The sequence below is a fragment of the Candidatus Leptofilum sp. genome (genome assembly GCF_965223285.1).
Lineage (GTDB): Bacteria > Chloroflexota > Anaerolineae > Promineifilales > Promineifilaceae > Leptofilum.
On the sequence record NZ_OZ244997.1, the window covers coordinates 3,526,086 to 3,541,890 of the forward strand.

General features: G+C 52.9%; 14 protein-coding genes. 2 read left to right on the top strand and 12 right to left on the bottom strand.

Features of this window, described 5'->3' with window-relative positions; all coding sequences use genetic code 11:
* Window positions 1-65 precede the first annotated feature (65 nt).
* The 9 genes from ACOQPU_RS15940 to ACOQPU_RS15980 form a co-directional block, all read right to left on the bottom strand.
* Entirely contained in the window at window positions 66-566 is a 501-nt protein-coding gene (locus ACOQPU_RS15940; RefSeq protein ID WP_420640823.1) for a hypothetical protein, read from the bottom strand.
* 39 nt (window positions 567-605) lie between these two features.
* The gene (locus ACOQPU_RS15945) at window positions 606-878 is read right to left on the bottom strand and encodes a DUF4242 domain-containing protein (protein WP_420640824.1); all 273 of its coding nucleotides are present in this window, start codon (window positions 876-878) and stop codon (window positions 606-608) included.
* A 137-nt stretch (window positions 879-1,015) separates the two neighbouring features.
* Complete coding sequence (locus ACOQPU_RS15950) at window positions 1,016-3,613, bottom strand: ATP-binding protein (protein ID WP_420640825.1); 2,598 nt, start codon at window positions 3,611-3,613, stop codon at window positions 1,016-1,018.
* A 22-nt stretch (window positions 3,614-3,635) separates the two neighbouring features.
* Entirely contained in the window at window positions 3,636-4,946 is a 1,311-nt protein-coding gene (gene rfbH / locus ACOQPU_RS15955) for a lipopolysaccharide biosynthesis protein RfbH (RefSeq protein WP_420640826.1), read from the bottom strand.
* Window positions 4,947-5,003: 57 nt separating this feature from the next.
* Window positions 5,004-6,062 (bottom strand): glycosyltransferase family 2 protein, encoded by a 1,059-nt coding sequence (locus ACOQPU_RS15960; protein ID WP_420640827.1) that lies wholly within the window; start codon window positions 6,060-6,062, stop codon window positions 5,004-5,006.
* Window positions 6,063-6,072: 10 nt separating this feature from the next.
* Window positions 6,073-6,387, bottom strand: coding sequence for a hypothetical protein (locus ACOQPU_RS15965; RefSeq protein WP_420640828.1), 315 nt, complete (start codon window positions 6,385-6,387; stop codon window positions 6,073-6,075).
* A 426-nt stretch (window positions 6,388-6,813) separates the two neighbouring features.
* Window positions 6,814-8,646, bottom strand: coding sequence for an NAD(P)/FAD-dependent oxidoreductase (locus tag ACOQPU_RS15970; protein ID WP_420640829.1), 1,833 nt, complete (start codon window positions 8,644-8,646; stop codon window positions 6,814-6,816).
* A gap of 71 nt (window positions 8,647-8,717) precedes the next feature.
* Complete coding sequence (locus ACOQPU_RS15975) at window positions 8,718-9,272, bottom strand: NUDIX hydrolase (RefSeq protein WP_420640830.1); 555 nt, start codon at window positions 9,270-9,272, stop codon at window positions 8,718-8,720.
* Window positions 9,273-9,322: 50 nt separating this feature from the next.
* Window positions 9,323-9,985, bottom strand: a complete 663-nt coding sequence (locus ACOQPU_RS15980) for a LysM peptidoglycan-binding domain-containing protein (protein WP_420640831.1) — start codon at window positions 9,983-9,985, stop codon at window positions 9,323-9,325.
* 178 nt (window positions 9,986-10,163) lie between these two features.
* On the opposite strand from ACOQPU_RS15980, the gene ACOQPU_RS15985 reads away from it, so the two are divergent.
* Window positions 10,164-11,354, top strand: coding sequence for a glycosyltransferase family 4 protein (locus ACOQPU_RS15985; protein ID WP_420640832.1), 1,191 nt, complete (start codon window positions 10,164-10,166; stop codon window positions 11,352-11,354).
* 47 nt (window positions 11,355-11,401) lie between these two features.
* On the top strand, window positions 11,402-12,823 hold the full coding sequence (locus ACOQPU_RS15990) for a sugar transferase (RefSeq protein WP_420640833.1): 1,422 nt from the start codon (window positions 11,402-11,404) through the stop codon (window positions 12,821-12,823).
* A gap of 43 nt (window positions 12,824-12,866) precedes the next feature.
* Here the strand turns inward: ACOQPU_RS15990 and ACOQPU_RS15995 are convergent, their stop codons facing one another.
* From ACOQPU_RS15995 to ACOQPU_RS16005, 3 genes are all read right to left on the bottom strand, one after another.
* The gene (locus tag ACOQPU_RS15995; protein ID WP_420640834.1) at window positions 12,867-14,378 is read right to left on the bottom strand and encodes a TrkH family potassium uptake protein; all 1,512 of its coding nucleotides are present in this window, start codon (window positions 14,376-14,378) and stop codon (window positions 12,867-12,869) included.
* A 9-nt stretch (window positions 14,379-14,387) separates the two neighbouring features.
* Window positions 14,388-15,071: a potassium channel family protein gene (locus ACOQPU_RS16000; protein ID WP_420640835.1), complete on the bottom strand. Its 684-nt coding sequence runs from the start codon at window positions 15,069-15,071 to the stop codon at window positions 14,388-14,390.
* Window positions 15,072-15,202: 131 nt separating this feature from the next.
* Entirely contained in the window at window positions 15,203-15,802 is a 600-nt protein-coding gene (locus ACOQPU_RS16005) for a phosphoribosyltransferase (protein ID WP_420640836.1), read from the bottom strand.
* Window positions 15,803-15,805: the final 3 nt, after the last annotated feature.

The window sequence follows — 15,805 nt, forward strand, 5'->3', positions numbered from 1 at the left end:
CACCCTCAATTGCGTGGTCAATTGAGGGTGTTTTGCCTATTCAAGAGATACGCTTTTTGAGGATTTTAGGGGCAAGATACATTAGGGTTCCAATCTTCAAACATGCCAGCCGGATTATGTTTCCACGCCCAGGCATGTAAAATATAAACGCCCAGTGACTCGTTGAGGTGAAAATGATGCCCCAGTAGTTGAGGTGGCTCACTGTGCCCAGCGGCATCCCACTCGGCAGCAGGAACGATATATTCAACAGCACCTAATTGGAGACGGCCGTTACGACCAGTCGAGTAAACCATTGCTTCAGGACGTAGAAAATCCACATCCAAATCCAGCATATCCACGTTGATGTAATGGTAGCCCATCGCCCCCACGCCAGGGTTCTCAAAGCAGTGATCTAACCCAGGCACAAGATCATATCCGGCCGCTTGAGCTGTGGGGATATGGCGGAACCGGGCGGTAACGGCACGTAATCGCTGAATGGGGTTACGGCCGTCTGCCAAAACCAGCTGCGCGGTGAGCAATAAAAGGGTCACAATTGCCCCAGTTAAGATTAATTTTTTGCGCTTCATAAACACCTCCAGGGTTGTTTAGGTACGTGATTGTCTAAATTACATATGGAAGTAAGGGTCAAGCACCCGTACTTCGGTGATGCGATCAACTGGCAGGCCGCTGCGGTCAGCTGCGCTACGAATGGCTTCGGGGGATGGTCCATCATAGATGCAAAATGTTTTCTGCTTATCGTCGGTAACGTAGGAATGGATCCAAGTTACGCCGTCTGTGGCGTTGTTGCCAACCACTGTTTGGCAAACCTGGGCTCCTTCCGCATTGGCGGGGAGGGCAAGGCCATCGGAAAAGGTGCGTTCAACAAGGTATCTGGGCATTGGTTTATTCTCCTAATTTGGGCGGTTTTTTCTGGCCAATTGGCTATTAAGGCCATCATAAATGATCGCCGGAGAGGAGACATCGGTGCATTCACCTAGATTGAGGATGGGGGATACCTATGTTGGGGGCGGCGGGGCTACTCAGCAAAAAGATTGTGCTGGCGCACAATGGCGGCCGCTGCCATTCGTGACTCAACTGCCAGCTTGCCAAGAATGGCTGAGACATGATGCTCCACGGTACGCGGTGAAATTGTTAGCCGTTGAGCAATCATCGTGTTGCTTAATCCCTCGGCCAACAGTTCCAAAACGTCCATTTCCCGGCTGGTTAGGCCAAAAGGATTTTCTCGCGTGGTAGGGCGTGGCCCTCGCGGGATGCCCCGTACGCCAGCTGCCTGCAATTTCTGCCGCAGCTTATCGGCTGCGGGTGCAGCTCCTAGCTGCTCAAAGATTTCTAAAGCCGCAAACTGGGATGCCTCGTCGCCATCGGCCAGAGCCGCGGCCTGTTCATAGGGGCAGCCTCGCTCTTTCCAGTTGGCAGCGGCGGCTTGCCACTCGCCAGTAATTTGTTGAGCAAAGGGAACGGCCGTCCACGAGGGTAAGGTTACAGATTGACCTGCCCGCCAGAGCCAAAAGGCCAGCTCGCCGGTAAACCACGGATGCTTTTTGTCTACAGCCAGCCTGTAAGCGGCTTCGGCCTCTGCCTGGGCGTGCTGTGGTTTTGATGCCAGCCAGGCAGCTTCGGCGCGGGCAATGCGCACGGGGGCAATACGCTGCAAGGTTTGTGTTTTGTCCGCTAACGACAATGCTTCATCCAGTGCCTCCCAAATACCGGGGTCGCCACGCCGGGTGCGTAAACGTCCCAGTGCAAGCAGTGCCATAATTTGGGTGGTGGCAGAAACGCCGGGGGTTTGCAGAACGGCCGTTGCTAAATCAGCCGCTTCATCCCACTGACCTAAATAAAGTTTGGTTAAAGCCCGCCAGGCCGTCATGTAAAGCCAGGCCCCATCCTGCTCCCGCTCCAACGCATAGGCAACGCCTTGAGCCAGGTAACGATCTGCCCGATGAATTTGGTACAGTTCACCAGAGCCAGAACCCAAGTTGGTAAACGCATTGGCCACATACATGGGCATGTTGTTCGCTTGGGCAATAGCCAGGCTTTTTTCCAGGTAGCGGCACCCTTCTTCATAATCGGAAAGGAGTAAAGCGGAACCGATGGTGTTGTAAACGGCTGCTAACGTTTCGGTGTCGTTAAATTGCTCAGCCAGTGCCACTGCCTTCTCTGCCCAGATGAGTGCCTCGGCCATATCACGGTGCAGCATACGCAGCCCGGCTTGGGTGCGGTAGGCATGTCCCAGCTCCCGGCTCGGTGGCAGTCCTTCCAGCAGCTCAATAGCCTCCCGACTGGTTTGTTCGGCAACGGCCGTTTTCCCTACTCGAAAATACACAACCACCAAAAGGCTCAAGTTGTGGCCTACCTTCAGTTGATTGCCCACTTCCTGCCAGATAGCGATAGCATCCTGACGGGCAGCAATGCAGTCTGGCACTCGCTCTACAATATTGCACGCTAGGGCATATGCTTCCAGCAAAGCAGCTCGTTCAGTAACCGGCAGATGATCAGCATAGTGTAGGGCACGGCCGTATTGTGCGGCTGCTTCACGATGCGCCTCAGCAGCGCGCGCTTGTTCTGCAGCCAAGGGGGCATATTTAAGCACCGCCTCAAAATCGTTGGCGGCGTGGGCATGATGTGCCAGCCGTGCCAGGTGTTGCTGATGCAGTGGCGTGGCCTGCATGGCAGCCAGCACCTGTTGGTGAAGCAGCAGTTTTCGTGGTGGGGAAATGGCTTCTAGCACCGCTTGGCGAGTTAGCTCATGGCGGAAGGCTAACGCTTCACCATCTGTGCGGAGCATCCCGGTCGCAATACATTCCTCTGCTGCTGCCGCCTTATCGTCAGCCACTTGAGCCAGCAGTCCGGGCTCAACGCGCGCGCCAATGATGGCTGCCGCCTCTAACGTGGCTCGGCCAGCGGGAGACAAGCGTGCGGCACGCGCCATAATTGCATCGCGCACCGTTGTTGGAATGGTTTCACCTTCGTTGGCTAACAGTTCGGTAACGAAAAAGGGATTGCCCTTTGTTTGCTGGTGCAGAGCGGCAATGTCTACTTCCTTAGCCTTGGCTAACTGCTGGACACCGATTATAGACAACGGCCGTAGCGGAATACGACGCAAAATTTTTGACGTGGCCAAATCGCCCAAAACAATGCGTAAAGGATGGTGTGGCTCAAGTTCATCATCACGATAGGTAATGATCATGAGCGTGGGCGTGGCGCGGATGCGTCTGCCCAGAAATTTGATTAGGTCTAGGGTGGCTTCATCTGCCCAATGCACATCTTCTATGATAACAAGGGAAGACTGTTTGCTGTTTTCCAACGTGCTCAAAAAAGTTCGGGCGATAGCTAACCACTCTGCTCCCTGTTGTAGCAGGCTGAGCAGTTCAGGCCACGCTTTGTGGGCCATATCGTAGATGGGGTCAAGGGGACGTGGGGTGAAAAGAGAATCGCAAGCACCCCAATATTGCTGGGCAGATTTCGGGCACTTGGCGGCAAATTGTTCAACGAGGGATGTCTTGCCAATACCTGCTTCACCACTTACCAAGGCGATACGGCCGTTTCCAGCCGTTGCCTCAGCCAAAACAGTCTGTAAAGCCTGTAAAGATGCCTCGCGCTCCAGAAGTTCCATCTTATGAGATTAAGCCAGCAACTCAGTGCGCCAAAAAATCGGCAAAGACAGATAAAACATAATCAATCATCTTTGGGGTTATGCGTGGGTAAACGCCAATCCAGAAGGTTTGGTTCATCACGATGTCTGTGTTGGTTAATTCTCCCACAACACGGTAGTTGACGTTTTGGTAGGCGGGCTGGCGCGTAATGTTGCCGCTAAAAAGCAGCCGGGTGGCCACCCGATTGGCCTCTAAAAATTGCACCAGTTCATTCCGCCCGAAGGGAGCCTCCGGCCGCACGGTGAGTAAAAAGCCAAACCAGCTTGGGTCGCTGTTGGGAGTGGCCTGCGGCAAGATGAAAAATTCCTCGTACTGTTTGAGGCCATCATACAAAAGCTGCCAGTTGCGCTTGCGGACTTCAATGAAGCTGGGCAGCTTCTCCAGTTGGGCCACGCCAACGGCCGCTTGCATGTCGGTCATCTTCAGGTTGTAGCCAATGTGGGAGTAGATGTATTTGTGGTCGTATCCTTCGGGCAGATCACCTAGCTGCCAATCGAACCGTTTGCCACAGGTGTTGGCCACGCCGGGGGCACACCAGCAGTCGCGCCCCCAGTCTCGGAAGGATTCCACCAGCTTTTTAAGCTGCGGCCGATTGGTAAGCACGCAGCCCCCTTCACCCATGGTGATGTGGTGCGCGGGGTAAAAGCTAACGCTGGCCAGATGCCCAAAGGAGCCGGTGAAGCGGCCGTTATATGTCGAACCGACCGCATCACAATTATCTTCAATAAGCCACAGGTTGTGTTTGTTTGCAACCTCAACAACGGCATCTAAATCGAATGGATTGCCTAACGTGTGGGCGATCATGATCGCTTTGGTGCGCGGGGAAACGGCCGTTTCCAGCAAACTTACATCCACATTGTACGTCCCCAACTCAATGTCCAGAAAAACAGGCGTGAGCTGATTTTGTACAATTGGGTTTACCGTGGTGGGAAAGCCAGCCGCGACTGTAACCACCTCATCTCCCGGCAAAAGGCAGCGGTCAGCCAGTTTAGGCGAAGTTAATGCAGAGAGAGCAAGCAAATTGGCCGAGGAGCCAGAGTTACACAAAATTGCGTGACGCACGTTCATCCAGCGGGCAAATTCCTGCTCAAACTGCTCGGCGTAGCGACCGGTAGTTAACCAAAACTCCAGCGAGGAATCCACCAAGTTGACCATTTCGGCGGCATCATACACGCGCCCGGAAACAGGCACCTCGGTTTCGCCGGGCATAAACGATTGCTGGCTGTGTTCAGCCTCATAATATTCTTGTACCAATGCCAGAATTTGTTGTCGCAGCGCGTTGCTTTTGCTCATGTAAGATAGCTTATTGCAAAATGGGGATTTGGGCGAATGGTTTATTTAGCCGATGGCTCATTCGGTGGTGGTTCGTGGGTTACCAGTTGAAGGCGTAGTTAATGGCTGCATGCCGTCCACTACAATTTGCTCCACACGGCCCAGCCGGAACAGCAGCAGTCCCGCTAAAAAGCTGGCGCCGCTGTAAATGAAGTAGAGCCAATGCCACGGCAACGCCATCAGCATAAAACGTACGCCCCGCTTTTCCAGCAGGAACTGATAAAATGGCCAGTTCAGCCATAGCAACAGCACCATTGCCAGCAATACGAGCAGCCACGCCCAGGCAGAGAAAATAGTTAACCCCAACGCGAATAAGCCAACGAAGGTAACGGCCGTACTCAACCGCTGTGAAAAATTCAGGTTCAGGTCGTTGGGCGCGCCGCCTCCCTGCAAAATGAGCCGTGTCCAGGGCAATGCCCGGTCACGCACATCGGTGATCAGCATTTGGCGAGGGGTCCACCGCTTCATATGCTTTACTTGCAGTAGCTTTTCTAGCTGCACCCGATGCCCAGCCGCCTGTAGTCGATAGCCTAGCTCAATGTCCTCAATACTCGGCCGTTCGTACAGCTGCTCATTAAAACCGCCAACCGCCAAAAAAACATCCCGTCGAATGGCACCGCAACCGCTCCAAAAGGTTGAGGCATCAATCTTGCTATGCTGATGCACATAATGGTGCATCAAATTACGATATTGCGAGAGAAAGTTAGGCGCAAATGGCTCATCATCATAAGAGCCAAAGCAGGCAGCTAACTCCGGATTTGCCTGCATGGTAGCCGCCACATGCCCCACCGTGCCTGGCTGTACCAGAACATCGGCATCTACAAAAAAAAGATACTCACCCTGAGCAATTTGCGCCCCAATATTTCGTGCTTGGGCTGGCCCTAAACGGCGGCTCAACCCAGTCACCAAGCGCACGCCGTGAGTATAGGCTGTCTCCACCGTGTCATCGGTTGAGCCATCTTCTACCACAATACATTCCCACGACTCGTACAATGTTTTCTGCAATGCCTCCAAACAGCGGCGAAACAAATCACCACCGTTGTGCACGGGAATAATCACCGAAATCATAGGTTTCATAACGGTTTTCTCATTGCTTGTGACGCAGATTGAGGAAGACATTGTAAAGAAAAGCAACGGCAAATCCCATAATAAATCCGGTCACAAGCCCATAAAGCAAGCCAACCAAACTGCCCCAGAAGCTCACGGTGTACCCCAGGAAAAATTGGCCCAACAGTGCCAAATGGGGGCCGACAGGCTCGCCACCCTTGAGCAGTAGCCAGTTGGTTGCAATAAATACGATCAACCCAAATATAACGCCTGTTACCAGGCCAGAAACAACCGCGTTTAGGCGCGTTAAGCGCGTTTTAACAATTTTTTCCAGGGTTGATTGCTCTTTATCCATTTTCAAAAAAAAACTTCTTGGTGCTGAAATTGGCAATGTCTGGCTCCCCGCTGACAAGTGCATTCAAACCCCAAAAAGTTCCGTATGATCATTTAGTTGTCTTGCCGAAAACGGGCGGTATTTCAGCATTCTGCGCAAACCACAGAAATTGTTTTGAAAACCGAAGCGCAATTTCTTTGTGGTTTGCTTATGTAAAAGCCAAATGCGAGGCGGTTCTAAATTTAGCTTCTTTTTGGCTTTTACACGATACCAGTATTAACCAATTCTGCCGGATTTTGCAACAAATTGCCTACCTTTTGCCTAAGTACCTGCCCGAATATTGGCCACAGAGGTCACAGAGAGCTTAGAGGCGAAGGTTCATTTCTCAGTTTCTCTTTTTCCTCTGTGGCTTTTCGGAAAAATTCTAAAGTAAACGGCAATATGCGGCTAAATGTACTCGAAGAATTGGCGCATGGCACTTTGCTGGGCGGAGCGATGGAGGCTAACCAGATAGAGGGCCGTCACAGCGTTGCGCAAGAAAGCATACCCCCAACCGAGGGCAAATCCGGTAAGAAAACCGTAACCCAACCCAATCAGACTACCCACGGCCGTTACTGTGTATCCTGGGTAAAATTGTGCCAGCAAGGTTAATGTTTGGCCGGCAATGTCACCACCAGTGGCGACCATGAAAAGCGTTGCCAGCAGCAAACTCATACCGGCCACAATGCCCAACGACATGCCCAACGCCAACGGGTCTAGCTTGGGGAATGCGCCATCCAAAATATCATCAACCACATGTGTAACTGTTTCTTTATCTAACGGTTGGTTGAGCACCAGTTCCTCATGGTATTCTTGCTCGGCATTCACCCGCCACAGGTCATTTTGTTCCCCAAGTAGCAGATTTCGCACGGCCAGCATCCCCGTGAGCATGGCGTGATCCTGGTTGTTGTACCGATGCAGTCCGTTGCGGCCAATGGTTTGCAAATTTTCCAGCGAAGCTAAATAGTGCTTGATGGTTTCAAGGCTATCTTCGTAATCAGCATCGTAAACCGGGTACGATTTTTCTACGCGGAAAACCGCACCATCAACCACATCATCCGGTTGAGCCAGGCCAATTTTGGCAATCTCTTGCTTGGCAAGCATCACCAGCTCTTCATCTGGCATGTTCCAGATGGCATCTCCCTCGTTGCAAAAATATTCCAGACCCAAACTCGTGGTATTGGGGTCTGGCACCATATCGGCACTCCAATTTTTGTAGTTTTGGATGCGCCCAACCTGCACGCTGGGATCGTGAATGTAAATCCAGTTGTCTGGAAAAAGCTCCGGTTTTTTCACGATGAGACAAACGGTAAGGAAGTCGCGGTAGTTGAGTTGATTGGCGGCCTGTAGCACGTGCGTTGGCGGCGGCGGATCGAGCCACTTTAGCAGTTGGGTCACGGGCATACTGGAGATAAAGTTGCTGCCAATGAGGGTGTGGGTACGGCCGTTTTGCTCCACAGTCACCCCAGTAATCTGCTGCCCTTCGCGCTGAATGCCCACCACATTGCTGTTGAGCTGTACCTGCCCCCCTTGTGCGTTGATGCAGTCTTGAACGGCCGTCCACAACATGCCCGGACCGCGCCGTGGGTAGTCAAACTCCTCGATGAGCGTTTTGATCGTTTCCTGCGGCTTGAGAAACATGGCGGTAATCGCCGTTTTGAGCGACAAATCCTTGATGCGCTGCGCCGCCCACTCTGCCTTTAGCTCACTGCACGGAATGCCCCATACCTTCTCTGTGTACGATTTGAAAAACGTCTCGAACAGTCGTTTGCCAAAGCGATTGGTCACCCATTGTTCAAACGTTTCTTCTTCTTTGTAAGGAAACAAATGCCAACGCACGTAACTGCCGATGATGCGTATACCCTCGATGGGGCCAAGCCCTACTAGTGCGTTCAACGGTTTGAGCGGGTAGTGAAAATATTTGTTTTTGTAGAAAATGCGGGAAAGGCGCGGACGGCGCAGAAAATCATCCCCCAGCACCTCTTGCCAAAACTGCTGTACCCGGACTGATTTGGTAAAAAACCGGTGGCCACCCATGTCAAAGTGGTAACCGCGATAATTTTCGGTGCGGGCAATGCCCCCGACCTTGTTGTTTTTCTCTAGAACGATGGGTTTGTACTGCTGCTTGATGAGTTCGTAAGCAGCTGTAAGCCCAGCCGGACCACCCCCAATGACGATAATGGGCGCATCTTTGGCTGTGGTGATTGTGAATGGCCGAATCGTCGGCTCACGTTGCTCCATAAGGCAGGATCGTAGCCTGAAGCACTTACGGGGGCACTTACAAATCGCCTTACGCTACTGGTACTGTGGTGCTACTCAGCTTGAAGTGGTTGGTTCAGATAACGGGCTGTACGGAGGATGCCGATGATGCTTTTTGCGTCTTGTAAACGGCCGTCCCAACACATCGCCACCAGTTCATCCAGGAGCATTGGCACCAATTCTATTAATTCATCTTCGTCGCCGGGAAGGGGGGCTCGGGACAGGTTTTCTGCCAGGTAAAGCTGCATCAACTCGTCTGAGATACCGGGGGCAGGCCAGATTTGGCCCAGCGGGGTGAATTTTTGGGCGCGATGGCCAGTTTCCTCGCGCAGTTCGCGTTGGGCACAGACCAGCCAATCTTCGTCCCAGCCGCGCGTGCCTGCGGGCAGTTCCAAAATGGTTTGGTTGAGGACGTGCCGATATTGGCGTAGCATCAGGATTTCATAGCCACTGTTGGACGGACGTACCGGAACCAACACCACTGCCCCCGGATGCTCTACGGCCGCTTTTTGGATGGTACGGCCGTTTGGTAGTCGCAAGGTGTCCAGCCGCAGCCGCCAGCTATCTTCCTGCTGCCACAGCGGCTCAGAATGGGTACATTTTATCATGGAGAATTGAAAGGAGATTGGAGATTGCCAATCTCTAATCTCCTAAAATGCTAGTTGCTGGGCGGAATTTTGATCACCTGCCCCACATCCAGCACGTTGGGGTTGGCGATATTGTTGTATGAAGCCAATTCTTCTACGCTAAAGCCATATCGCAGACCAATGCGGAACAAATTCTCGCCAGCCTGCACTATATGCGTCCGTTCCTCGGTTGCCGGAGGCGGGCTTGTGGCCTCGGCCGCAGGCGTCTGCGCCGGCACAATATCCTCTACTTCAGTGCCTTCAGCGGGGATGATGAGCTGCTGACCGAGTTCTAATGAGTCAATATTGGTGAGATTGTTGGCCGCTACAATCACATCAACCGGAATGTCGTACAAAACGCTTAAGCCGGTGATGGTATCGCCAGAGGTTACCGTGTGCGTCACTTCGCCACGAGGTTCATTGGTTTCTGGCGGCGGTGTGGCTTCTGCCCCTGGCTCAGCAGTCGCTTCTGTGGCCGGATCAGTCGTGCTGCCATCGGGGACGGCCGTTGTCGCCGCAGGGTCTGTCGTGGGAGCCACACCGGGGTCGGCGGTGGGCATCAACGTTGCGGGCAAAATGGGATCGGGTGTGGGGTCTGTGCTCTCCGAGTTGATGGGTCGCTCACAAGCTACCAAAGCCACGGCCAGCAAAGCCAGCAGTGGCAGCAGCCAACGAGATTGAACGAGACGTTTCATAGGATTCCTACCTTTTTCATCCACTATGTGAAAGATTACTTATGTTAATCTTTAGTAAACATAACGCAGTCTACCATAGGCCAAAATGAGCGTCAAGTGAGTGGCAACTGCGTGACGGTTGTCGAGAGCCCCCTAGTTGTTTCGGCACGTGATAGTGGATCAGCTATAATTTCGGGCTATGCCGTCTGAACAGCATCTTGGTTCAAACGGTGGCGCAATGTTGAGCCGGTTGGGAATCAACGCCCATTTACTCTCTGGTGAGGCTGGTTATCGCCGGGCGGGTATTCACCAATATATTGCTCAAGTGCTGCGTCATCTGCCCTGGGAAGAGGGTGAACCGACCTACGTTGTTTTTACACAACAGAAAGATTTATTTGACGATTTGCCGGGGATTACGGCCGTTTCCAGCCGTCTGCCTACCGAAAACCGTTTGTTCCGCATCTTATGGGAGCAACTCATTTGGCCCTGGCAACTGCGGCAGCATCGGGTTAGCTTGCTGCACAGCATGGCGTTTGTTACGCCGCTGTTCAGTAGCTGCCCGGCCATCATTACCGTGTACGATTTGAGCTTTTACCATTTTCCAGAGCGGTTCCCAGCTTTGCAGCGATGGTACCTAAGCAGCCAGACGCGCCGCTCTTGCCAGCGGGCGCGTCGCATTATTACCATTTCAGAATCGAGCCGCCAGGATGTACATCACTTTTTTGGCGTGCCACTCAGTCAGATTGACGTGGTGGTGCCAGGCGTTGATGCTGCGTATCGCCCTCTGCCGCCAGATGAGGTGGGGGCCTTTCGGCAAAAGCAGGGACTGGGGCGATTTGTGCTGCATGTGGGCACGCTCCAGCCGCGCAAAAACATCCCGGTACTGCTCGAAGCGTTTGCTCGGCAGGATGATTCTGAGCTGAAGCTGGTGTTGGTTGGTGGAAAAGGATGGCTGTACGATGAAATTTTCCAACAAGTGCAGGCGTTGGGTTTGACTGAGCGGGTTGTTTTTACTGGCTACGTGCCCGATGACGAGCTGCCGCTGTGGTACAACGCCGCAGAACTGCTCGTCTTTCCGTCGATTTACGAAGGGTTTGGCCTGCCAGTGGTGGAGGCGATGGCGTGCAGCACGCCTGTTATTGCCTCGAACAGTTCATCCATTCCCGAAGCGGTGGGCGATGCGGGGCTGCTGTTTGCCCCGGATGATGTGGAAACGTTGGCAAAGCAGATGACGGCCGTTTTAACCAATCCACTATTAAAAGATAAACTACGCCAACAAGGGTTGGTTCATGCCCAAACTTTTTCTTGGGAGCGTGCTGGTGCGGAAACGGCCGCAGTTTACCAACGCGCCTTACAAAATCAATTTGCCACAGAGGACACTGAGTTTTAAGAGGGGTTTCTCTCTTTTTCCTCTGTGTTCTCTGTGGCCAAATAAAAATGAGTCATCAACGAATTCGGATTGCCACTATTTTGAGTGACCTGCTGTTAATCAACGGCGGATTTGCCCTGGCTTACGTTATTCGCTACCAGTGGCAGTGGCTGCGCCCGGTCTCCCCTTCCTTTTGGGTGCCGTTTGCTGACTATTATGGGCAAATGTTGCTGCTCAACATTTTGCTTATTTTCACCTTCATTCAGGTGCGCGTTTGGCGGCGCAAACGCGGCGAATTTTGGGTAGATGAACTGTCACGCATTAGCTATGCCGTGGCGGCGGGGATTGGCCTGTTGAGCATGATTGCCTTTTTTGTGCAGCCCACCCCGTTCTCGCGCCTGATGTATTTTTGGGCGTTCCTGGCGATTGTGGTGCTGATTGGCACGGCGCGGCTGCTGCGCCGCATTTTGCTGGGCGCATTGTACCAGCGGGGCATCTTGGCCGACCGGGTATTAGTGATTGGCTCTGGCGAGGTGGGCCGCAGCCTCATTCGCACGCTGCTGGCTCGTCCAGATTTAGGCTACAAAGCTGTGGGCTACCTGCACGACGGTGAAAGTGAGAACAACATTGGCCTGGGACGCATTCCCAACCTGGGCACTTTTGCCGATTTACAAAACACGCTGTCAGAACGGCCGCAGCTCCACACCGTGTTTATTGCCCTGCCCGGCGAAATGCACCAGCAAATTTCGCAGCTATTGCGCCTTTGTCAGCAGCATGGGGTTCGGGCGCAAGTTGTGCCGGATTTGCTTCAGCTCAGTATGAATCGGGTAGAGTTCAACAACATGGCCGGGATTCCTACGCTGGGCGTGCGAGATGTGGGCATTACGCGGGCACAGCAGCTTACGAAGCGGTTGCTCGATCTCGCCATTATTGTGCTGGGTGGTATCCCGGCGTTGCTGGTGATGGGGATTATTGTACTGGCAATTAGACTGGATTCTCCAGGCCCAGTGATTTATAAAGCGATGCGAGTGGGCAAGAACGGCCGTCTCTTCCCCATGTACAAATTCCGCTCAATGGTGGTAGACGCAGACCGCCACAAAGATGAACTTAAACAGTTTAACCAGGCAGACGGCCCCATCTTCAAAATGAAAGATGATCCGCGCATGACGCGGGTGGGGCGATTTATTCGCCGGGTAAGCCTGGATGAGCTGCCGCAAATTTACAACGTGCTGCTGGGGCAAATGAGCTTGGTGGGGCCACGCCCGCCGCTGGCGGAAGAGGTGTCTGAGTACAAGCCGTGGCACAAGCAGCGGTTGAGCGTGATTGGGGGGATTACGGGACTATGGCAGGTAAGCGGCCGTTCCGACCTCACCTTCGACGAACTGTGCCTGCTGGATATTTACTACATTGAAAATTGGTCGATAGCCCTGGATATCCGCATTTTGCTGCAAACCATTCCTCACTCACTCTTTGGTCGTGGTGCATATTAAATTTTTCTGGTTTAGTCTGCTATCTTGTGGAAACGGCCGTTCACTATCGTCGCCAAGCCGCCAAATTGAAAAAGACGAGCAGCGGAATAATCTCTAAACGCCCCGCCAGCATCCCTACAATGAATACCAGCTTGGCCAAAATTGGCAGAGCAATTACCTGATCAACGGGAATGAAGCTGGGGCCAAAAACGCCAATGGCGGTGAAGACGGTTGAATAGGCATCGGCGATGGGCAGGTGGGGAGCCAGCAGAGTGATGATGAGTCCCCCCACCACTAAATAGCATAGCCAGAGCAGCAAAACAAAGATGGACTGATCAAAGCTGATCCTGGGAATGGGACGGCCGTCTATCGTTGGCACATAGACCGTATGGGAAGAAGAGCGTAGCAGGCGCGTTTGCTGCGCCAAAAATTTCCCCAAAATCCCTAGCCGAATCAGCTTAATGCCGCCTGCTGTGGAACCGGCACTGCCACCAATGATCATGAGCAGCAGAAAAAGCTCCTTGGCCTCGCGCGGAAACGCGCCAGTTGATTTGATCTCGTACCCTGTGGTGGAGACGAGTGAAGCCACTTCAAAGAAGCTGTGGTGTAACCAAGCCAAGAAGGAGCCATCCAGCAGGGACCAGGCATTCCAAGCCGTAATTAAAGTGGCTCCGCCAACAACCAACCACAAAAGTCGCATCTCCAGCCCGTCCCACAATGCGGCAAGCTGCCCCCGACCCAGGCGATAAAGCACATAGAAATTGGTGCCGCCAGCTAGCATGAATAGTGCCAGCACAAACTCTATAGCGGGATAAAGGGGGTAGATATCGGGACGATTGCGGTAAAAGGCGATGCTTTCATCGTGGGGCGAGAAGCCGCCCGTGGCGACCGTGGTCATGGCATGGGAAATGCTGTCAAACAGCGGCATCCCCAGCAGGGTTGTTAGCACAGCTTGGAGCACGGCCAACGAACAATAAATCTGGATAAAGCGAACGGCCGCTTTTTCAAAGTTGAGCGACAGCCGTCCCGAACTAATCTTTACCCCTTCCGCACTGAGCAGCGAATTGGCGTTGCTCCCCTGCGCCCGCCCCACAATGAGTACAATTAGCAGGATGCCCAAGCCGCCCAGCCATTGAATGAGGCTGCGCCACAACAGAATCGAGCGGGGCAACTCGTCTAGCCCCACTAACATGGTTGTTCCGGCTGTCGTAAACCCGCTGACGCTCTCCAACAACGCATCTACCAGCGGTGTTCCCAGCATGAGCATGAAGGGAACCGAGCCTATAACGCCCGCTGTCAGCCAAACGGCCGTTGTCACCAGCAAAGATTCCGTTACCGATAAATTCCAGCTAATATTCCCCAGCCACCAGCGCAGCAGCAGCCCAAGCGATAAGCAAACCAGTGCTGGCAGCAAAAAAGAGCGAACTTCCCCCCATGTCGGCAACCCCCTTGCATCCCAAGCCGCCAGCAGCAGCGGGGCCAGAAGCGCCAGCCCCAAAGCCAGCATAACAGGTGCCTGATACCTGACAACCAACAATGCCCGTCGTCGCCAAGGCTGTGTCCGATGCGTGATCATAGTTATCTGTTACCAACGTCGTTGGTTATTGATATAGGCACTGATTTGATGCACATCCTCTGGCGAGCCAACCACAATCAAAAAGTCCCCTTTTTCCACTGTCGGCTGCTCACGGGGTAAATGCACCACCTGATCTTCTTCCTTAATTAAGCCCAGTACCAACGCTTTGTGTGGATAATCATGATGTTCCCAAACAGCACTAAGCGGTTGCCCAAGAAGCGGTGAATCCTCGGCCAAATCGAGCGAAGCAATTTCTGTTTGCCCATTGCCTAGCTTCATCACTTGTTTGACGTGTGGGTTTTCAATTGCAATCAACATTTTGTTCAGCAAAAAGTCAAATTCACTGAACACCTCGGCAACACCCGCTAACTCATATGCGGAGGCGTAATGCGTTTGCCGCAGCCGGGCCATAATTTGGGGTACGTTAAACTGCCGCGCAAAAATCCCCACCATAATGTTCTTAATATCTTTTTGGTGCAGGGCTATAACGACATCGGCACGCTCAATCCCAGCTTCTCGCAATACGTTGATATTGGTTGTTTCGCCGTGAATGACCAAACAGCCCAACTTTGCCGCAACCAGATTGCAATATTCGGCATCAGAGTCCAGATAGGCGACTTCATGCCCGTTTTGAACCAATATTTCTGCCAGCGTGCGCCCTAGCGGGTCTTCATTTACGATGAGTATGTACATGGGTTTAAACCATTGGATGTGGTTCACAGAGGTGTGAAAGATTTGTTTGTGTGGCCATCACGCGTGTGCCTTTTGGCATGCATTATAAACGGCCGTTCCCGTCCAAACCATTCTAAAGCACAGCGAAAACATTAAATCGGAGATTTTGCCAGATTGATGGGCGAAGCGGGTATCCGCAGAGACTTGTCTGGCGTGAGGTTTTGTTTGGCGAGTGCCTCAATGTATTCAGGGTGGAACTGGAGACAGCCGTCTACCACCACTTCTCTATCCCACGGATTTAGCAACAGGGCATCGCTGATGAGGCCAATATAGTCAGGAATGTTGGCTCCCCAGGTGTGGGCGTAGAGAACGGCCGTTTGCACCACGCTCGCCCCCATTTCCTCAACCTTCTGCTTCACACCCAGCAGCGTTTGCCCCGAACTGGCAATTTCATCGACCACCAAAATGCGCTTGCCCCGTACCAGCGCGGGTGGTTCCAATAACCATTGGGGCTTCTCGTGCAAAACCACATCATTCTTGCGGCGAGTAAAGCGCACGGGGTAAATTTCAGTGCGTAGTAGGTGGGCAATGAGCGTGCCAGGGTAAAAGCCACCCCGCCCAACGGCAATGATGATCTCAGGGTTGAAGTTGGCGGCGGCTAGCGCAATCTCTTGACAAATACCGTGAAAATCATGCCAGGAAATGGACCAGATGCCATCTCGGTTGCTGTAACCATAGCTTTCTTGGGACATATT